Origin of the sequence: Imperialibacter sp., from assembly GCF_048007035.1 — a bacterium.
Lineage (GTDB): Bacteria > Bacteroidota > Bacteroidia > Cytophagales > Cyclobacteriaceae > Imperialibacter.
This window is the reverse complement of the sequence record NZ_CP180355.1, coordinates 3,181,705-3,200,039: the sequence shown is the minus strand read 5'-3', so window position 1 is coordinate 3,200,039 and position 18,335 is coordinate 3,181,705. Positions and strand designations below refer to the sequence as shown.

Genomic DNA, 18,335 nt, shown 5'->3' with positions numbered 1-18,335 from the left:
AAAAGGGTAATTCAAACTAAGTGTTAACCCTCCTTATGTACCTGGCTATTTGTTCAAGAATTTCGCTTTTATAAAACAAGCTATTGCTTGCTAACCAGTTGGCACAATGGCTATTCCAAAAAGGCAAATGAATAAACTGAAAATCTATTTACTTCTTGCTGACGAACTCTACGTTGCCGAGTGCAACGTCTATATTGAACTCCATCAAATCGAGGGCATCGGGATGGTAGCTGGAGCTGGTGTACACATTTTTTCGTATCTGTGTAAACTCAGCTGGCATTTTAACACTGCAAAGAGGCGAGTTGTGCAGGTATATAATCACCGGAACGTTTTCCTTTGGCATGATCATTTCCAATCGGCCGGCCCCTACGCTGGCCCTGATTTTGGATGATTGCTGGCTTTTATCACTAAAGTCGAGCACTGCTGTTCCAAACCCCACTTCGGCCACGATTACTTTTGAGTTGGTAAGGTTGATATGATTGGCGATCAGCGACCCCAGGTCAACTTTCACAAAAAAAGTGTCCATTGCCACCAGGTTTCCCTTGCCATCGGCATAATCAACAATGACGTCAGCACTTCCGGTGTTAATCTTTAGTTTTTCTACAGGAATGCCCGAAAGATCAACATCGGCATTTCCGATACCATAAGCTAGCTGCAGAGAGTATACTTTGTCCTCGGTAAGGAGAATCTTCCAGTAATTCTTGTCGTCTTTCTTGTTGTCTCCAAAAATACTCGACGTCAGACTTTTGCTTATTGTGGAGGATTGATAGTTTTCAAGGTCAAGATTAACATGCTTGACGCTGTTCTTTATGTAAGTCTTGAACGATGGGTTGATGGTTTCGAAGTCTGGATTGCCATAAATATTGACTGGCTGGGCTGCTTTCACAGGCCGGATATAGCAAGAGCCAGAAGTTGCACTCAAACAAAAATCTACCTTTTGAAAGGCAGAGTCGTTGCTCACAGAGTAAAACTTTTTTAACTGACTAAATGACGAAAAACTTGCTAAAAGACTAAAACTCAATAAAACCAATCTCCGCATAGTGGCTATCAACGATATACAGCAGAGAGAGTTGCGAATGTTGAAAGAAAATAATAAAAAATGCAGTTCCTTTCGACGAAACTGCATTCCGATATAACTTTTAAAAGAATTCTTTCATTTTATCGAAGAACCCTTTTTCCGATTTCCCCGGATTAGGGCTGAAATTGTCGGATTCCCTGAATCTTTCGAGTATTTCTCTCTCTTCTTTGTCAAGTGTTTTGGGTGTCCAAACATTGACGTGGATCAGCTGATCGCCCCGGCCATAGCCGTTCAAGTCAGGGATACCTTTGCTTCTCAGTCTTAGCAACTTGCCACTCTGGGTGCCTGGCTCAATCTTTATCTTGACGTTGCCATCAATAGTAGGCACTTCCAGCGAAGTACCGAGGGCGGCGTCAGCGAAGTTGAGGTACAAGTCAAAAATGACATTGTTGCCGTCTCTTTTCAGCAACTCATCTTCAATCTCTTCCACCACAATCAGCAGGTCGCCAGGCGTTCCGCCGCCGGGAGCAACGTTACCTTTGCCTGACATCGACAATTGAATGCCATCAGAAACACCAGCCGGGATTTTGATGCTGATCACTTCTTCTTGAGGCTGCAAGCCGGAGCTATCTACGCCGGGAGGGCGTTTGTCGACTCTTTGGCCTGAGCCACCGCAAGCACTACAGGTGCTGCTCGATACCATTTGGCCAAGCATGGTGTTGACAACTTTTCTCACCTGACCAGCTCCACCACAGGTAGAACAGGTAGCGTAAGTCACTCCGGGAGCTGTCACCAGCCTGGTCACTTTTATTTTCTTTTCAACGCCATTTGCTATTTCTGCAAGGGTAAGCTTCAGCTTAATACGAAGGTTAGATCCTTTACGACCACCTCCACGACCGGAGCGCCCACCACCAAAAAAACTTTCAAAAGGGCTGCCGCCACCGCCGCCAAAAATATCGCCGAACTGATCAAAGATGTCGTCCATTGACATGCCACCGCCACTGAAACCGCCGCCAGGGGCACCACCAACGCCCTGATGACCGTAGCGATCATACCGCTGGCGTTTCTCAGCATTGCTCAGCACTTCATAAGCTTCGGCCGCCTCTTTGAATTTTTCCTCCGCCGTAGGGTCATTGGGGTTTTTGTCAGGGTGAAATTTGATGGCTATTTTTCTATAAGCCTTCTTTATTTCTTCCTGCGGTGCACCCTTTTCTACTCCTAGGATTTCGTAAAAGTCTCTTTTCGCCATAATCGATTATGCCCCTGTTACCACTTTTGCAAACCTGATGACCTTGTCACCTAAAACATATCCCTTCTCAACAACATCTATCACCTTTCCCTTCAGCGAATCGTCAGGTGCAGGAAACTGAGTCACTGCTTCGTGCAATTCGGGGTTGAACTCATGGCCGGTTTCAACTTCCATGGCCTTCAGTCCTTTTTGGTCAAGCACTTTAATTAATTTGTTATAAATAAGATCGACACCTTCTTTTACCGAAGCCTCGATTTCTTGCCCATCTATCGATTTTTTTGCTCGTTCAAAATCGTCAACTACCGGAATAAGAACAGCCAGTACGTCCTCACCAGCGGTTTTGATAAGTTCCACTCTTTCTTTGGCGGTCCTTCTTCTATAGTTATCAAACTCAGAATAAAGCCTCAGGTATTTATCTTTCGACTCTTCCAATTCTCTCTTAAGCACGGTCACTTCGTCTTCGGCGACGTCTGACCCATTGTCAGTACTCTCCTCAGAGGCATTGGCATTTTCGCCATCCAAAACCTGCTCTTCTACACTATTCTCAATAGTTTCTTTGTTCTCTTCCACGTTTTTTTTTGCCATTTCAAGAAACATTAATTCCTGCCAGCAAGAGTCAATTACTTTGCCAAACCACTTCTGACTGACAAGATGACACTAGCTGTTAATGGTTTGCCAAATCTTATCCTTCAATTCCTGTATGCCTTGTTGGGTTACGCTCGAAATAAATATAGCTTCTACATCGTCGGGCAGCTCTGCTTTCATCTCCGTCATGAGCTCTTCATCGAGCATATCTGACTTTGTGATCGCCAGCAGCCGTTGCTTATCCAGTAGTTCCGGGTTGAACTTTTTGAGCTCGTTTAGAAGGATGTTGTATTCTTTTTTGATATCAGATGCGTCGGCTGGCAGCATAAACAGGAGAATGGAATTTCGCTCGATATGACGCAGGAAGCGTACGCCGAGACCTTTCCCTTCAGCGGCGCCTTCGATGATACCTGGTATGTCGGCCACAACGAACGACTTAAAGTCACGGTAGGGCACAACCCCCAAATTGGGTGTGAGGGTGGTAAAGGGATAGTCGGCTATTTCGGGTCTTGCCGCAGAAATAACAGAAAGAAGCGTCGACTTCCCGGCATTTGGAAAGCCAACAAGACCAACATCGGCCAAAAGCTTCAGCTCCAGGATCACCCAACCCTCCTCACCAGGCGTGCCTGGCTGGGCATAAGTAGGCACTTGATTGGTAGGTGATTTAAAATGGTCGTTACCCAGCCCTCCGAGGCCGCCCTTTTTTAAAATAACTTTCTGACCATCTTCAACAATCTCCAGTAACTTTTTGCCGGTCTCGGCGTCCCTTGCTACCGTCCCGAGTGGCACATCGAGAATAATGTCCTTGCCCTGAGCACCCGTACATTTATCGCCTGCACCTGCCACACCATTTTCCGCAATGATGTGCTTCCGGTATTTGAGGTGCAACAAAGTCCACAGTTGCGAGTTTCCTTTCAGAATAATGTGGCCACCCCGGCCACCATCGCCGCCGTCGGGCCCTCCTTTATCAATAAATTTTTCCTGATGAAAGTGAACTGAACCAGCCCCGCCGTTGCCCGACTTACAGCTAATTTTTACGTAATCAATGAAGTTGTTGTCAGCCATATAATAAATGAGGACGCTTTTCGCCATGGAAAAGCATCCCCCTCCTTATTTCTTTGCTCTTAGAAAGAGTCTATTACGCTGCAAATGTCGTGAAATATCTCTTCTATTTCACCAACTCCCTCTATTTGATGGTATTTACTTTGCGACTTGTAGTAATTAGCTACCGGCATCGTCTCATCCTGATAAACCTTTATCCGGGTGGTAATTTTTGCCTCGTCCTGGTCATCCACTCTCCCGGAAGTCTTACCTCTTTCTTTGATTCTGGCCCTTAGCTCGGCTTCCGGAACGTTGAGCGCTATCATTCCTTTGATAGGTTCGCCCATGCCATTGAGCAGGTTGTCCAAAGCCTCAGCCTGATTAACAGTGCGGGGAAAGCCATCAAAGATAACCCCCGACGATCCATTGGTAGATTTCAGCTTATCGTCCACCATGCCAATCACCACCTCGTCCGGAACCAGCTTGCCATCATCCATGTACTTTTGAGCTAGCTTTCCGAGCTCGGTGCCTTCAGTCAGGTGTTTGCGAAATAAGTCGCCAGTCGATATATGAGTCAGGTGATATTTGCTAATTAGCTTCTCACTCTGGGTTCCTTTACCGGCACCCGGAGGGCCAAACAAAACAATATTCAGCATTACATTAGGTTTCGTTTCTTTTACAAAGGGTCAAAAATCCGAAATACTTATCAAAAAAAGAATTACAAACTTCAGTCTTTAATTTTATAGATGTCTGGCAGTTGCCTGCCAAGCTCGTCATAGTCAAGTCCGTAGCCCACAACAAACTTATCAGGAATGCTGAAACCAACGTAGTCAAGCTGATATTTGTTCTTGAAAACATCAGGTTTTACCAGTAGTGTGCAGACTTTAACTGATGCTGGCGACTGCTCCCAAACCATTTCCAAAAGTTTGCTCATCGTGCGCCCAGTGTCTATAATGTCCTCTACAATCAGCACTTCTCTGTCTTTCAACTCATGCATGAGCCCAATCAGGGTTTGCACTTCACCGGTTGAGGCCGTTCCTTTGTAAGACTTCAGCTTTACAAAGGAAATCTCGGCATCAACCTTGAGCAAACGAATAAGGTCGCCGGCAAAAATGAAGGCCCCGTTCAACACCGCAAGCATCACCACGCTTTTACCAGCATAATCCGCATCAATTTGCCCGGCAAGCTCATTGAGTCTGTCGCTGATCTGATTTCGCTCTATGTATTGCTCAAATTCTTTGTTGTTAATCGTCATACCTCTTCAGTATTTTTAATGCACCCAGCTGGTTGGATTACCCGAGCATCCACATTGCAATGCTGCCTGGCTACAATTCAGCCATCAGTACCTCATACAGACTCACCATAGCCGTAATGTCATCTTTGTGCACGGTTTCGTTTGGCGAGTGCACATTGCTTTCAGGAGCCCCCACAAAGCACCAGTCGATAGGATAGGGAGAAATTTGCACGTCCCGACCATCGGAAGAGCCGCTCCCTTCTACTTCCAGCTGAAAAGGCACACCTGACGACTGAGCGATAGCTATGATCCTATGCACATACGATTTTCGTGGAATATTTTTATCTCTCATTGACACTGCAACACCTTTACCATGATGCACTCCGTCAGTCACCCAGGTAATGTCGGAAACCAGTGCCTGTTTTATCTGCCAGCGCTCGTACAAGTACTTTGTGAGGTATTGCACCGAACCACCTCCATGCTCTTCCCAGGCGCTGAAGACGATCACTCCGTGCTCTAGTGTTTCCGCCACTTTCAAGGCATTATAAACGCCCAAACGGTTATCAAGATAACAAGTGGTTACCATGTCGTCGTGTTGTCGAAAGTTGCATTTGTAGGTAAGCCCGGTGCCTCTGTCAATGGCTCTGCCAAATTCATAAAAGGCACGGCCTTCTTCATTTAATACAAGCTTGCATTCGATTGGCCCGAGGCTGTCTTCCCCTACCAGCAGCGTACCAGTATCGGCATCTGGCCCGCCAATGGGCACCAGTTGGTTGTCGTACCTGACAGTAAACCCAATGGAGTCCATGTGCGCAAAAATTGCCGTCCTGGGATTGCCAAAGGCCAGGATGAGGCAATCCTGAAACTCCGGCCCCTGAATAATCTCAGGCCTCACTTTCCATGTCTTTTGCTGCTTGTTTATATAAGACAACAAGAACTCCTTCATAGGAGCTTCATCGCCTGAGGGCGCATGCACGGCACAGAGGTCTTTCAATAGCTTCATGGATTTTCCAGTTTTCTTAAATGTCAACCCTGGAGAATCACCCCCATGGTCGTCGGATGCTTTTTAATGGCGGTTAAATTTATGAAATTGAAACATCTCAAAAGCATCGCCATGAAGATTCACATTTTAAATCAGCAAACCTCAATCGCCAACCAGTTTTTATGTGAATTGAGGGACACGTCGGTACAGACGGACAGGCTTCGTTTCCGTGCCAATTTGGAGAGGCTGGGCGAGCTGATGGCCTACGAGTTTTCGAAAACGCTGCTGGCAAAAAAATGTGAGGTAGCTACTCCTCTGGGGACTTCGCAAGCAGAAGTGCCAGTTAACGACTTGGTAATGGTAACGGTGCTAAGAGCAGGTATTCCCTTCTATCAGGGGTTTCTTAACATTTTCGACAAGGCAGAATCCGGCTTTATTGGCGCCTACAGGGAAGAGGGTTCTGCAAAAGATTTAATGATAACACTTAATTATTCTGCTTTACCCAACCTTGACAACAAACAACTCGTATTAATTGATCCGATGCTGGCTACCGGAAAATCGCTAGTGAAGGCTTTCAACCAGTGCCTGAAATATGGCCACCCGAAAGCCGTTCATATCATGTCGGTGATAAGCGCTCCTGAAGGTATCAGCTATCTGGAGGAATCAATTGACCATCCGGGAAGCATATGGACCTGGGCAAAAGATAGCCATTTAAATGAAATGGCCTATATCGTGCCAGGCCTTGGCGATGCCGGCGACTTATCTTTCGGTACCAAAGAATGATTCGTTGACGATTGGTGTTGATTTGGAAAGTGATAACTCCAACTTTTTAATATTGCTTTCACCCTGTATATATGCAGATCAATTTCGTAGCCGAACTCCTGAAATACCTGGGCGTTTATGTTCTTAGCATGTTTAAGTTCATTGTAGGCCCCACTATTGGTATTTCTTCAGGGCTAAATATTTTTGTCACCTTCGGGCTTTCAGTAGCCGGCATGATGACCATGGTTTACCTGGTCACCTACTTTGGCGAGCAGGTGAGGTTCCTCACCAGCCGCTTTTTCAAACCAAAGCCCAACGAAAAAAAATTCACAAAGAAGAAACGGCTTTTCGTGACACTCTGGAAAAAATATGGTGTCTACGGAGTGTCCTTCTTTTCCCCGTTATTCATCACACCGATAGGCGGTGCACTGATACTCAATACGCTCGGTGTGAAAAAGGAGCAGATCATTGGCCCGATGTGGGTGAGTGCCATTTTTTGGGGCATTATTCTCACCCTTTTCGTAAAATATGCCAAAGACCTCATTCTTTGGCTTTACTAACCAATAGGGGTTTAGTCCCTTAACTTCATCCTTAGCAATCGACTTTCGGAAGTAATAAAAACCACCTTGTCGTCACCTGCAAAAGCAATATTGGCTGTTGGCGCTCCCGTGATTATTGTGCCCAGGTGCTTTCCGGACGGACTTAAAACAACTACTCCACCCGGGCCAGTGGCAAAAATGTTTCCTTTGGAATCTACCTTCATCCCATCGGGATTTCCGGGTGTTACTTTCGTCAATTCAGTAGCATCAAAGAAGACCTTCCCTTCCCCAACAGAGCCATCTTCATTCACTGGAAAAGACATCCAAATTGACCTTTCAGGGTCTGAGTTGGCTACATACAATGTTTTCTCGTTGGGCGACAAGGCTATGCCGTTGGGCTTGGACATTTTATCCGTCACAAGTTCGATCTCTCCACTTTTCTTTAGCCGGTAAACGCCGTTGAAGGGAATCTCTTTGATAGGGCTGGCGTCCAGGCCGGTAAGACCATACGGGGGATCGGTAAAGTAAATATCCCCCCAACTGCTCAAAATGAGGTCATTGGGGCTATTCAAACGCTTGCCCTCGAACCTATCAACCAACGTAACAAATTTGGAGGCAGGCGCATCCAAGGGCGCATCCATCCTGGCCACCCTTCTATCGCCGTGCTGGCACAGCAATAGCCTGCCCTGTTCGTCCAGAATAAGGCCGTTGGCTCCAGGCTCCCTTTCCTCTTTTCCTGCCTCAGCAGTGTAGCCCGAAGGCTTCAGGAATACGCTAACACCCTCACCTTCCTTCCATTTGTAAGCCACATTGTTAGGCACGTCAGTAAAAAGCACCATTTGCTGCGAGGGCACCCACACAGGACCCTCTGCCCAGGTGTAACCCTCTCCCAGTATTTCGAGTTTTGCGTCTTTATCAATTAGTTTGTCAATAGCAGGGTCCAGTCGATCCACTACCTGTGGCTTCGATGCTTCTTCATTGCCAGTTTCTTCGGTCTGAGGTTTCTGCGGCCCGCAGCCGCTCATCAATATGGCAATGGCCACGCTATAATAAATAGGCTTCATACAAGTAGGTGTGTTAAAAATAGGTTCAACAATGTTTGGGTAGTTAATTTCCGAATATTTTCATTGGGAAGTGAGTGTAAAACGTAAATATTCGCATTCGTAAAAAAACTTTTCGCTTTCGTCAGCGTTTGCTCTATTTTTCTCCCGCATTAATTACTCCGAGAATGTTTGGCATATTTAAAAGAAAAAAAGACGCCCCCAAGAAAGAGAAAAAGCTTGAATTGGTTGATCTGGAGCAGCAGCCCCTTGCGGTTGGCGACAAAGTGGAATCTCTGAGGTATGATCTTGGCATAAGCATATTGATCCAGGAAGAAGATGGGCTCTATTACCAGTCGGAAGCAAGCGGAACCAAAGTCCACTGGACTAAAATGATCGATGCTTCTACAGAATTTCAAAAGGTAAAGAAGATTATTGTCGACAAATAAACGCTAAAAAGGGAAAGGCAGTCCGAACAAAGGTGAACAATCACCGGGCTAAAAGTGTCCGTTTTTGTTACACCCCTTATCTTTTATTTATTATTTAATATTTTGGTTATCAATTAGTTATATTGTTTGGCATTCGAATTGCAAGCTTTTTGGCATGCGGTCGAAAACTCAAATAAAGGGAGTCATATTCAAAGTCGTCTCTCTGCCTGCTTTTAAAAACATTGTTATCATTCTGGGGATAGCCGTAGCCCTTCTCGTAGGCTTCTTCACTTTGCACGCTCGGCCCAATGCAATGGGTGAGTTTGCTATTGATCCGAAGACAGTAAGCTCCAACGTCATAGTTGTGGGCTCGGATTTTCTTGACGTTGAAACTACGCCTGAAGTGATTATTTATGACAGGAACCTTGACCTTATTTTATCTGCCAATCTGACGTCAATTTCTGACTACGAAAAGGAGCACCTCAGTAGATTGCTGAAAGTATGTGATCTTATGTTTTCGAGCGACAATACAACCATTTATCAATTGGATAAATAATTGCCTTCGCCTATATTCCATAAACCTTATTTAACATGACTCAAAGACTAACAAGATCAAGAGATAAAATGCTGGGCGGTGTTTGCGCAGGAATTGCCAACTACTTTGGGTGGGATCCCACTATGGTTCGTCTTGGCTATGTTGTGCTGTCTCTGGTCAGCGCCGCCTTTCCAGGCATACTTGTTTACATTATTATGTGGATAGTGGTGCCAGAAAGTTAATTCAGCTTGGCGTGGGTGGTCATCCACCTTTCCGGAATTTCACCTTTGGTAGCCGTTTCATAGTCTTTGTAACTGCACGGCACAATGCTATTTCGGCTGTACTTGGCTTTCCCGCCCGGATAAGGTACTTCCATCCACCACTTTTCGGACGACTGACTCTTAAAAAATGTAATGGTGGAGGGCTGGTTGTTCATCGACACCACGTACTTGGTGTAGTCTTTCTCCCTAAAGTGCCTGTCGTCTTTCCTGTGATAATATCCCTCTATAAAGTACCAGATCATCGTGGCGGTTACCATGGCGGTTGAGCTACGAATATCATCTTTCAGCGGATTGTAACCGTAGAAGCCAGCCGAACTTAGCTTCTCGCTGTTGCCCGCATACCAGCAAATCTGGCAAGCCTCCTCACCAGTAAGGCCGAAAACCTGTGCATGTTGACCGCCTGGTGCATAAATAGAGCTCAGTGCCGACATGTCGAAGCTCAGCATATCAGCCTGCCGGATAGACGGCTCCATTTCGTCAATACTCTCTCTCAATACGCCCAGTCTTACTGATTCGAAATAAAATTTCTCAACGATGTTCAACGCCTGCTGGTCGACCAGATATGTTTGAAAAGCCAGGTGAGTATAGTTAAAAAGGTAATTGGGCTGATGAACAAGAATTCTATGCAGCCTGCGATCAGCCTCTGCAGCCTTTTTGTCATCCTCCAGGTCAAATGAACTATCTACGCCAAGCACTGAGATCATCTTGTCGAAGGCCTCATATGCCATGTACTGGCCATAGTCGATATCGTGTGAGCCTCCGATAATAATTGGCAGAATATCCTTTTCCAGCAGCGATTGCACCACCTCTTTCAGTCTTAGAACAGTGTCTTCGGCGGTCGGCCCGTTTCGCAAATTGCCGAGATCGACGATGTTGTTTTTGCCAAGCCCTTTGCTCAGCCCATACAGCTTTTTCCGAATGGCATCAGCCGATTGCTCAATGCCTTCACCGCTGTTTTCGCCTCTGTGCTCCTTGATCCCAACAATTGCTATGTCAGTGTTTTTTAGGTCGGGCATCTTGTTGGAGAATATCCTGATGCTCTTTAGAAATGCAGACTTCGGCAATGCTTTGGTGACATCTGAAGAAACCGGATCGAAAAAAAGCTTGAAGTCCATTTGCTCGCTTGAGATTGAATCATAAAAAAAGGGAAAAATTTTCATTTTTCCCTTTTACAGTGTCTTGATTCAGAGATTATCCTCCGAAGTCATCAAATCGAATATTTTCATCCGGGATACCAAAATCCTCTCCCATTTTTTGAACTGCTGAGTTCATCATAGGAGGTCCGCAGAAGTAAAGCTCTATTTCTTCAGGAGACTCGTGCTTGCTGAGATATTGGTCAATTACCGCCTGGTGCACAAAGCCCAGGAATCCGTCTCCTTCTTTGTCGTTTACATCCTTCTTCACTTTCCAGTTGTCTTCTGGCAAGGGCTCGGAAAGCACTACAAAGAATTTGAAGTTAGAAAAAGCCTTTTCCAGTTGATAAAAATGATCAAGGTAAAATAGCTCTCTTTTCGACCGGCCACCATACCAGAAAGTAACGGTTCTGCCAGTTTTCAAAGTTTTGAAAAGCTGATAAAGATGTGATCTCATTGGCGCCATGCCAGCTCCTCCACCCACGTACAGCATTTCTGCGTCAGAAGGGTTAATGAAGAACTCTCCGTAAGGGCCTGAAATTGTTACCTTGTCGCCTGGCTTTCTTGAAAAGATGTACGAAGAAGCTAAGCCAGGATTAACTTTCATCCAGCCATTATTTGCTCTGTCCCATGGAGGTGTAGCGATCCTCACGTTTAGCATGATTTCTCTACCCTCAGCAGGGTAAGACGCCATAGAGTAGGCTCTTTCGGCTGGTTCAGGGTTGACCATTTTCAAATCCCATAGACCAAATTTGTCCCACTCCTTCTGAAATTTCATTGGATCATCATGCTCCTTAGGGTGGGCAGTAATATCCATGTCCTTGAAATCAACTGTACATTTTGGAACCTCAATCTGAATATAACCACCGGCCTGGTAGTCCATATCTTCAGGTATTTCAACAACAAATTCTTTAATAAATGAGGCCACGTTGTAGTTTCTAACAACAGTCGCTTCCCATTTCTTGATACCGAAGATTTCTTCAGGTATCTCTATTCTCATGTCTTGCTTCACTTTCACCTGGCATCCAAGTCTAACGTGCTCTTTCTGCTCGCTTCTGCTCAAATGGCCAACTTCTGTAGGAAGGACGTCGCCTCCACCTTCCAGTACTTTGCACTTACACATGGCGCAAGTGCCGCCTCCACCACAAGCGGATGGAAGAAATATTTTTTGGCCAGACAACGTTGACAGAAGGCTTGTGCCTGCTGCCGCTATCAGAGGATTCTTCTCGTCCCCGTTAACAATGATCTTTACGTCGCCTTGCTGAACCAGCTTGGCCTGAGCCACCAGAAGAATTACCACCAACAAAAGAATGATGACGGTAAAGGCTACAATAGAAGTTAGAACAATAGATGTCATTGACTATGAAAGATTTTTGGTTCTTACTTAACAGACACAAATATATCTATAACACGGGTTTTCCATTAACCAAACACTGAAAATTTGAATATTATTAGCAAGTGCCATGGTTTAACCTTCTGTGCCCGTTTTAGTTATCAGCTTTTAGAAATTAATTATTGAGAAGCTTCAACAGATTGGTAAGTTTTGTCTTCAGATTCCTTCTGTCGACTATAAAGTCCAGAAAACCGTGATCAAGCACAAATTCAGCACTTTGAAAGCCTTTGGGAAGGTCTTTTCCAATGGTTTCACGGATAACCCTTGGGCCGGCAAAGCCGATCAAAGCACCCGGCTCAGCTATATTGAAGTCGCCCAACATAGCAAACGACGCTGTTACCCCACCGGTGGTCGGGTCTGTCAATAATGATATATAGGGTATTTTAGCTTCTGATAAAAGTGCAAGTTTGGCTGAGGTCTTTGCCATCTGCATCAGGGAAAAGCCCGCTTCCATCATTCTGGCACCACCAGATTTGGAAATCATAAGAAAGGGAATCTTATGCTTAAGGCTATGATCAATTGCCCGGGCGATTTTCTCCCCGACCACTGAACCCATTGAGCCGCCAATAAAGGTGAAATCCATACAGGCAATCACTATTTCGGAGCCGTTCATTTTGCCAACTGCCGATCTTACAGCATCATTCAACCCAGTCTTCTTAATGGAGGCCTCAATGCGCTTTGGGTAAGGGGCCGAGTCAGTGAACTTGAGAGGATCAGCCGACTTCATGTTGGCATCGAGCTCCTGAAACTTATTGTTATCAAAAAGTATTTCAAAATACTCTTTTGAGCCAATACGCACGTGAAAGTCGTCGTCAGGGCAAACGTAAGCGTTGTTTTTCAGCTCCCTGATATGAATGATATTACCACTTGGCGTCTTGTACCATAGTCCGTCAGGTGCCTCTCTCTTCTCGTCTGTCGGTGTTAATATTCCCTTGTCCTGTCTCTTAAACCACGCCATACTGTTTCCAATTGTTGGACTGCAAAGATATTAGATATTCTTTAAAAGTAACGACGAATTAAGCAGATGCTAAGTTCCCGCTCACAATGATAACCTGCCATTGCTGATGCAAATTTGCGACAGCCCCTTAGCCCCTAAAACTTAATGCTCACCCCAAAATAGGGCGAGATATACTGGGTAGCCTTGTAGGAGCCGTCAGCTGTTGGTGCAAAGGCCCAGTAATAGTCAACGCCAGCCGCCAAAAACCTATTGAGGTGATAAATGAAGCGAACCTTGGCCAGGGATCTTTCGTCGAGCTTAAATGCGTCTTTCAGGGTGGACAGATTGCCTTTCACATAGCTTCCATGAATCGACACCTTGTCGCCAAGCCTGTCCACATCAGCATTTAGCCTCACCACGGCAGGTGCTGTTTCGGAAACGTCGTCGGGCAACAAAATGCTGCCGCCAAGTTGCACTTTCTGCAATATGTGCCCTGTGAGGCTACCATATATGCCACTCATTTTCCCAGCATTGGCTAGCGAAAGCAACCGGGCATCCTTGTTCAGTTCATAGGAGGCGTCAAAAAACTGAGGCAAATAATTATCAGTATAGGTAAGACGCTCAATTCTCATGTCAGTGCTGAGAAGGTCGGCGATGAAATTGAAACGAAAATTGATCCCACCACTGATTCCATGTCCGTCGGTAAATTCTTTTGTATCGCCCTGTGCGGCATATATTGTGGCTATCGAATCGGCTAGGGCAGTGGTTCCGGCGTTTAGTTTCGAATAGTTGAAGAATGCGTCAATCTGAATAAAAGGAATCCTCAGCAAATTGATACCTGCATCCAGGCCAAAAGCACCCACACCTTCAGCGGTAAATTGATTCACCACAAAAGTGCTGTCGCTGGTTGGCCGCTTGGTCTGGTCTTTGTCCTTAATGATAGTGGCTCCTATCTCCAGCGTCCTCACAATCGGTATAATCGTCCATGCCATTGGGCGCACATAAGGGCGCACAGCCAGCAAATTGAGCGAGGCGGGGTCAAAATCGCTGTACATCCCTTCAAGCCCAAACAGACCTTTAAAATTCAGGTCGTAGTGAAGCCCAAGCTTCCGCTTTTCGTAGCTGGTTGTGTTAGTGTAGTTGTTAATCAACCCTCCAAAACCGATCATGGTATTGTTTAGCTCACCAACACGGACATAAACCGGGTCTCTCTTTTGTGAACCGTACCTGATGTACCTGATCAACCTTGCCGCACCAACACCACCTTTGAAAATCTCTGTTCGTATTGCCTGGCTCTCGAGCCCGTACAGTACGGGCACATTGAGGCCGAGGCCTATTTTCCAAATTTTGAATTCCGGAGCGAGTACCAAGCCTACAAAATTCTCATCTCCAATCTTGGTGTAGGTCACGCCTCCGGTGAAAGAACCTCCGGATTCACTGTCGGGCGGCCCAGCCCTGAAATCTTCAGGAACCGGTGCTATGTCTCTTTTTTCTCGTTCTTCTTTCGGCTCCTTTGTCTCTTCTTCTGGCTCACTATCAAGTATTTCTTTTTCAATGGGCGCCTGCAGGCTGTCCGTTGCTGGAATTGTGTCGGCTTGGTAAGTAGTAACAGGTGTTATTGAGTCAAGAGGTTGCGTTGGCAGCGTGACTGTGTCGGCTATGGATGCCGGCTCGGCAACCAGCGTATCAACGACTGCCGGTAGCTGATCGACCTTGCCAGCCTTCTTATCTTTTTTCTTTTTCTTCTTTTTTGTGTTCTCCCACAGGTACGAATAGTCAGCAAATGGGTCTTCTGCTTCCTGTTCCTGGGCAATTAAGGGTGCTGCGACTAAAACAAAAAAAGAAGCTGCAAGCAAGTAGTAGAGTATCTTCTTATTCATATAAGCTAAATTATCATAAAAATAATACTATTTCCAAGCAGTAAGGCCGCCGAAACCCTATTCCTCCCTCAAAAAAACAAAAGCGCCTCAATTGAAGCGCTTTTCACTATAAAATCAAAATATTGTTCGTGGGTTATTTTACTTCCTCATAGTCAACATACTCTCCACCTTTTTTTCCTGATGAGGATTTCCTTTTTTTTACTTCGTCTTCGGGTATGTAATCCACCCTAATTTCCTCGTGGCGGGCGTTCGTCGTTGTTCTGCTCCTGTACTGTTGCTGCTGCCGCTGTTGGTACTGCCTGCCCGATCCAAAATAAAGTGCTCTCATGATAAAGCCGCCTACTTTATAGAAGACGTAAAAGAAAATGAGGAGTATGAGAATGAATTTAAACATCTGCTTTAAATTTTTAAGTCCTACTGTTTAACGACTCAAATAAAGATTTCGTTCTGAATAAATTTTTAAGAAGTAGTCATCCATCAGATCGTCAATAAAATAAATCGCCTCACCCGTCGACTTCATTTCAGGTCCAAGCTCCTTGTTCACATTTGGAAACTTGTTGAATGAAAACACAGGAACCTTGATCGCATACCCTTGCTTTTTAGGTGAAAATTTGAAATCCTTCACTTTCTTCTCCCCCAACATCACCTTTGTGGCATAGTTTACATAAGGCTCATCGTAGGCCTTGCATATAAAAGGCACAGTACGTGATGCCCTCGGGTTTGCCTCAATAATATACACCTGGTCGTCTTTTATTGCAAACTGAATGTTGATCAGACCAACCGTTTTCAGTGCCAAAGCGATGGTTTTGGTGTGCTGCTCTATCTGGCGAATAATAAAGTCGCCCAGGTTGTAAGGAGGAAGCACGGCGTAGGAATCGCCAGAGTGAATGCCAGCCGGTTCGATGTGCTGCATGATCCCTATGATGTATACATCTTCACCATCGCAGATGGCATCAGCCTCGGCTTCAATTGCTCCGTCCAGGAAGTGGTCGAGAAGCACTTTGTTACCCGGAATATCTTTTAGTAAATCAATTACATGCGACTCCAGCTCCTGCTCGTTGATCACAATTTTCATGCTCTGTCCTCCCAAAACGTAGGAGGGTCGCACCAGCAGAGGAAACCCAAGCTCCTTCGACAATTCAATGGCCTGGTCGGCGTCTTCTATAACGCCAAACTCAGGATATGGAATGTTGTTCTCTTTTAGCAGGGAAGAAAAGCTACCTCTGTCCTCAGCAAGGTCAAGAGATTTATAGTCTGTGCCGATAATCTTGATGCCATATCTTTCGAGCTTTTCAGCCAGCTTAAGTGCTGTCTGCCCGCCTAGCTGCACAATAACGCCCTCAGGCTGCTCATGCAAAATGATGTCGTAGATGTGCTCCCAGAAAACTGGCTCAAAGTACAGCTTATCGGCAATATCAAAGTCGGTAGAAACCGTTTCCGGATTGCAATTAATCATGATGGTTTCGTAGCCGCATTCCTTAGCAGCCAGCACACCATGCACGCAAGAGTAATCAAACTCAATTCCCTGACCAATTCGGTTGGGCCCTGATCCCAGAATGACAACTTTCTTCCTGTCGCTTCTTACCGACTCGTTCTCATCATCAAAAGTGCTGTAGTAATAAGGCGTTTTCGCTTCAAACTCCGCAGCACAAGTGTCGACCAGTTTATATACCCGCTTTATTCCCAATGCATGACGCTTGGTGTGCACTTCGCTTTCCAGGCAGCCCAAAAGATGGGCGATTTGCCTGTCGGCGTAACCTTTGGTTTTTGCTATCCGAAGAATTTCCGCTGGAATGGTTTCTATTGTAAACGATTCGATCTCATTCTCCAGTTTCAAAAGTTCCTCAATCTGGTCGAGGAACCACATATCAATTTTGCTGAGCTTATGAATGGTCTTCAGCGGAATGCCCAGCTTAATGGCATCATATACATGGAAAAGCCTGTTCCAGCTGGGATGGCGGAGGCTCTCCAGGATTTGCTCCTGATTAGTGACTTCCTTGCCATCGGCACCCAGGCCGTTTCTTTTTATTTCAAGCGACTGGCAAGCCTTTTGAAGGGCTTCCTGAAAGTTGCGGCCGATGCCCATTACTTCGCCCACCGACTTCATCTGAAGGCCAAGGCGACGGTCAGCTCCCTTAAACTTATCAAAGTTCCAGCGTGGAATCTTTACGATTACATAGTCGAGTGCCGGCTCGAAAAATGCCGAAGTGCTGCCCGTAATTTGGTTTTGTAGTTCATCAAGGTTATAGCCAATAGCTAGCTTAGCCGCTATTTTGGCAATCGGATAACCGGTTGCCTTTGAAGCAAGGGCCGAAGAACGAGATACCCTTGGGTTGATCTCGATGCCGACGATCATGTCGTCTTCGGGGTTAACTGCAAACTGCACGTTGCATCCTCCGGCAAACATACCAATGCCATTCATCATTCTGATGGCCAGGTCACGCATATGCTGGTATATGGTGTCGGGCAAGGTCATAGCCGGTGCCACTGTGATCGAATCGCCAGTATGCACACCCATGGGGTCAAAATTCTCAATGGAACAAATGATGATTACGTTCCCAATATTGTCCCGAAGTAACTCCACCTCGTATTCTTTCCAGCCAAGGATACTTTGCTCCACCAGCACTTCGTGAATGGGTGAAGCGTGTAGGCCGTTGTTCAATGCCTGATCAAACTCTTCCGGCTTTTCAACAAACCCCCCTCCAGATCCACCAAGTGTGTAAGACGGGCGGATAACCAAGGGGAAGCCTATTTCCTGTGCTATTTCCTTTCCCTGAAGGAATGACGTAGCTGTTGCCCCTTTACACACGTTTACCTTTAGCTCGTGCATCTTCAACCGGAATTTCTCCCGATCCTCGGTGGTCTCGATGGCTGCAATGTCTACCCCGATGATCCTGACGCCATATTTTTCCCAAAGCCCGGCTTTGTCGCAGTCGATAGCGAGGTTAAGGGCTGTCTGTCCGCCCATCGTAGGCAATACGGCGTCAATTTTGTGCTTTTCAAGAATCTGTTTGATGTATTTCTTCTCCAGCGGCAAAAGGTACACATGATCAGCGGTGACCTTGTCGGTCATGATCGTGGCTGGGTTCGAATTTATCAGTATTACTTCTATTCCTTCTTCACGAAGCGACCTTGATGCTTGTGAACCGGCATAGTCGAATTCACAGGCTTGTCCGATGACAATTGGGCCGCTTCCAATGATTAGAATTGATTTGATACTGGGGTCTTTAGGCATCTTTAGAATGTATTGAAAGGAAGGTTAGCAATTCACAAATCCAGGCAAAGTTATATGCCACCG

At 45.8% G+C, this 18,335-nt stretch carries 19 protein-coding genes; 5 read left to right on the top strand and 14 right to left on the bottom strand.

From position 1 onward, the window contains the following. Window positions 1–148 precede the first annotated feature (148 nt). The 7 genes from ACMVP2_RS13815 to ACMVP2_RS13785 all read right to left on the bottom strand — a co-directional run bounded on the left by ACMVP2_RS13815 (window position 149) and on the right by ACMVP2_RS13785 (window position 6,130). Window positions 149–961: a hypothetical protein gene (locus tag ACMVP2_RS13815; RefSeq protein WP_339784842.1), complete on the bottom strand. Its 813-nt coding sequence runs from the start codon at window positions 959–961 to the stop codon at window positions 149–151. 178 nt (window positions 962–1,139) lie between these two features. Then, window positions 1,140–2,267 carry a molecular chaperone DnaJ gene (gene dnaJ / locus ACMVP2_RS13810; RefSeq protein ID WP_317489469.1) on the bottom strand — a complete coding sequence of 376 codons (1,128 nt, stop codon included), beginning with the start codon at window positions 2,265–2,267 and terminating at the stop codon, window positions 1,140–1,142. A gap of 6 nt (window positions 2,268–2,273) precedes the next feature. Beyond that, entirely contained in the window at window positions 2,274–2,852 is a 579-nt protein-coding gene (locus ACMVP2_RS13805) for a nucleotide exchange factor GrpE (protein ID WP_339784838.1), read from the bottom strand. Window positions 2,853–2,924: 72 nt separating this feature from the next. After that, window positions 2,925–3,917: a GTPase ObgE gene (gene obgE, locus ACMVP2_RS13800; protein WP_151996473.1), complete on the bottom strand. Its 993-nt coding sequence runs from the start codon at window positions 3,915–3,917 to the stop codon at window positions 2,925–2,927. Between the two features lie 59 nt (window positions 3,918–3,976). Further along, on the bottom strand, window positions 3,977–4,549 hold the full coding sequence (locus ACMVP2_RS13795) for an adenylate kinase (protein WP_339784836.1): 573 nt from the start codon (window positions 4,547–4,549) through the stop codon (window positions 3,977–3,979). A gap of 71 nt (window positions 4,550–4,620) precedes the next feature. Further along, entirely contained in the window at window positions 4,621–5,148 is a 528-nt protein-coding gene (gene hpt, locus ACMVP2_RS13790; RefSeq protein WP_339784834.1) for a hypoxanthine phosphoribosyltransferase, read from the bottom strand. Window positions 5,149–5,218: 70 nt separating this feature from the next. Next, entirely contained in the window at window positions 5,219–6,130 is a 912-nt protein-coding gene (locus ACMVP2_RS13785; RefSeq protein ID WP_416868075.1) for an aminopeptidase, read from the bottom strand. An 81-nt stretch (window positions 6,131–6,211) separates the two neighbouring features. Between ACMVP2_RS13785 and upp the strand changes: the two genes are divergently transcribed. Beyond that, window positions 6,212–6,892, top strand: coding sequence for a uracil phosphoribosyltransferase (upp, locus tag ACMVP2_RS13780; RefSeq protein WP_339784830.1), 681 nt, complete (start codon window positions 6,212–6,214; stop codon window positions 6,890–6,892). Window positions 6,893–6,963: 71 nt separating this feature from the next. Next, window positions 6,964–7,431: a hypothetical protein gene (locus ACMVP2_RS13775; RefSeq protein WP_151996285.1), complete on the top strand. Its 468-nt coding sequence runs from the start codon at window positions 6,964–6,966 to the stop codon at window positions 7,429–7,431. An 11-nt stretch (window positions 7,432–7,442) separates the two neighbouring features. On the opposite strand, the gene ACMVP2_RS13770 is transcribed toward ACMVP2_RS13775, so the two are convergent. Next, the gene (locus ACMVP2_RS13770; protein WP_416868074.1) at window positions 7,443–8,474 is read right to left on the bottom strand and encodes an SMP-30/gluconolactonase/LRE family protein; all 1,032 of its coding nucleotides are present in this window, start codon (window positions 8,472–8,474) and stop codon (window positions 7,443–7,445) included. Between the two features lie 164 nt (window positions 8,475–8,638). Between ACMVP2_RS13770 and ACMVP2_RS13765 the strand changes: the two genes are divergently transcribed. The 3 genes from ACMVP2_RS13765 (at window position 8,639) to ACMVP2_RS13755 (ending at window position 9,655) form a co-directional block, all read left to right on the top strand. Next, a complete protein-coding gene (locus ACMVP2_RS13765; protein WP_416868073.1) occupies window positions 8,639–8,899 on the top strand; it encodes a hypothetical protein in 261 nt (86 codons plus the stop codon). A 154-nt stretch (window positions 8,900–9,053) separates the two neighbouring features. After that, window positions 9,054–9,434, top strand: a complete 381-nt coding sequence (locus ACMVP2_RS13760) for a hypothetical protein (protein ID WP_416868072.1) — start codon at window positions 9,054–9,056, stop codon at window positions 9,432–9,434. A gap of 35 nt (window positions 9,435–9,469) precedes the next feature. Further along, a complete protein-coding gene (locus ACMVP2_RS13755; protein ID WP_339784821.1) occupies window positions 9,470–9,655 on the top strand; it encodes a PspC domain-containing protein in 186 nt (61 codons plus the stop codon). Here ACMVP2_RS13755 and ACMVP2_RS13750 read toward each other — a convergent pair. The 6 genes from ACMVP2_RS13750 to carB all read right to left on the bottom strand — a co-directional run bounded on the left by ACMVP2_RS13750 (window position 9,652) and on the right by carB (window position 18,272). Next, the gene (locus tag ACMVP2_RS13750; protein WP_416868071.1) at window positions 9,652–10,854 is read right to left on the bottom strand and encodes a formimidoylglutamase; all 1,203 of its coding nucleotides are present in this window, start codon (window positions 10,852–10,854) and stop codon (window positions 9,652–9,654) included. The two genes, ACMVP2_RS13755 and ACMVP2_RS13750, sit on opposite strands and share 4 nt — an antisense overlap. 31 nt (window positions 10,855–10,885) lie before the next feature. Continuing rightward, complete coding sequence (gene nqrF, locus ACMVP2_RS13745) at window positions 10,886–12,184, bottom strand: NADH:ubiquinone reductase (Na(+)-transporting) subunit F (protein WP_317489458.1); 1,299 nt, start codon at window positions 12,182–12,184, stop codon at window positions 10,886–10,888. A 151-nt stretch (window positions 12,185–12,335) separates the two neighbouring features. Then, complete coding sequence (gene accD, locus ACMVP2_RS13740) at window positions 12,336–13,178, bottom strand: acetyl-CoA carboxylase, carboxyltransferase subunit beta (protein WP_317489457.1); 843 nt, start codon at window positions 13,176–13,178, stop codon at window positions 12,336–12,338. A 134-nt stretch (window positions 13,179–13,312) separates the two neighbouring features. Continuing rightward, window positions 13,313–15,037 (bottom strand): hypothetical protein, encoded by a 1,725-nt coding sequence (locus ACMVP2_RS13735; protein WP_416868070.1) that lies wholly within the window; start codon window positions 15,035–15,037, stop codon window positions 13,313–13,315. 133 nt (window positions 15,038–15,170) lie between these two features. Then, entirely contained in the window at window positions 15,171–15,431 is a 261-nt protein-coding gene (locus ACMVP2_RS13730; RefSeq protein WP_317489455.1) for a DUF4834 family protein, read from the bottom strand. 27 nt (window positions 15,432–15,458) lie between these two features. Further along, window positions 15,459–18,272: a carbamoyl-phosphate synthase large subunit gene (gene carB / locus ACMVP2_RS13725; protein WP_416868069.1), complete on the bottom strand. Its 2,814-nt coding sequence runs from the start codon at window positions 18,270–18,272 to the stop codon at window positions 15,459–15,461. Window positions 18,273–18,335: the final 63 nt, after the last annotated feature.

Excerpts from the sequence above, each read along its gene's own strand:
- dnaJ (WP_317489469.1), bottom strand. The coding sequence starts at position 2,267 with ATGGCGAAAAGAGACTTTTACGAAATCCTAGGAGTAGAAAAGGGTGCA.
- ACMVP2_RS13805 (WP_339784838.1), bottom strand. The coding sequence starts at position 2,852 with ATGGCAAAAAAAAACGTGGAAGAGAACAAAGAAACTATTGAGAATAGT.
- obgE (WP_151996473.1), bottom strand. The coding sequence starts at position 3,917 with ATGGCTGACAACAACTTCATTGATTACGTAAAAATTAGCTGTAAGTCG.
- ACMVP2_RS13795 (WP_339784836.1), bottom strand. The coding sequence starts at position 4,549 with ATGCTGAATATTGTTTTGTTTGGCCCTCCGGGTGCCGGTAAAGGAACC.
- hpt (WP_339784834.1), bottom strand. The coding sequence starts at position 5,148 with ATGACGATTAACAACAAAGAATTTGAGCAATACATAGAGCGAAATCAG.
- ACMVP2_RS13785 (WP_416868075.1), bottom strand. The coding sequence starts at position 6,130 with ATGAAGCTATTGAAAGACCTCTGTGCCGTGCATGCGCCCTCAGGCGAT.
- upp (WP_339784830.1), top strand. The coding sequence starts at position 6,212 with ATGAAATTGAAACATCTCAAAAGCATCGCCATGAAGATTCACATTTTA.
- ACMVP2_RS13775 (WP_151996285.1), top strand. The coding sequence starts at position 6,964 with ATGCAGATCAATTTCGTAGCCGAACTCCTGAAATACCTGGGCGTTTAT.
- ACMVP2_RS13770 (WP_416868074.1), bottom strand. The coding sequence starts at position 8,474 with ATGAAGCCTATTTATTATAGCGTGGCCATTGCCATATTGATGAGCGGC.
- ACMVP2_RS13765 (WP_416868073.1), top strand. The coding sequence starts at position 8,639 with ATGTTTGGCATATTTAAAAGAAAAAAAGACGCCCCCAAGAAAGAGAAA.
- ACMVP2_RS13760 (WP_416868072.1), top strand. The coding sequence starts at position 9,054 with ATGCGGTCGAAAACTCAAATAAAGGGAGTCATATTCAAAGTCGTCTCT.
- ACMVP2_RS13755 (WP_339784821.1), top strand. The coding sequence starts at position 9,470 with ATGACTCAAAGACTAACAAGATCAAGAGATAAAATGCTGGGCGGTGTT.
- ACMVP2_RS13750 (WP_416868071.1), bottom strand. The coding sequence starts at position 10,854 with ATGAAAATTTTTCCCTTTTTTTATGATTCAATCTCAAGCGAGCAAATG.
- nqrF (WP_317489458.1), bottom strand. The coding sequence starts at position 12,184 with ATGACATCTATTGTTCTAACTTCTATTGTAGCCTTTACCGTCATCATT.
- accD (WP_317489457.1), bottom strand. The coding sequence starts at position 13,178 with ATGGCGTGGTTTAAGAGACAGGACAAGGGAATATTAACACCGACAGAC.
- ACMVP2_RS13735 (WP_416868070.1), bottom strand. The coding sequence starts at position 15,037 with ATGAATAAGAAGATACTCTACTACTTGCTTGCAGCTTCTTTTTTTGTT.
- ACMVP2_RS13730 (WP_317489455.1), bottom strand. The coding sequence starts at position 15,431 with ATGTTTAAATTCATTCTCATACTCCTCATTTTCTTTTACGTCTTCTAT.
- carB (WP_416868069.1), bottom strand. The coding sequence starts at position 18,272 with ATGCCTAAAGACCCCAGTATCAAATCAATTCTAATCATTGGAAGCGGC.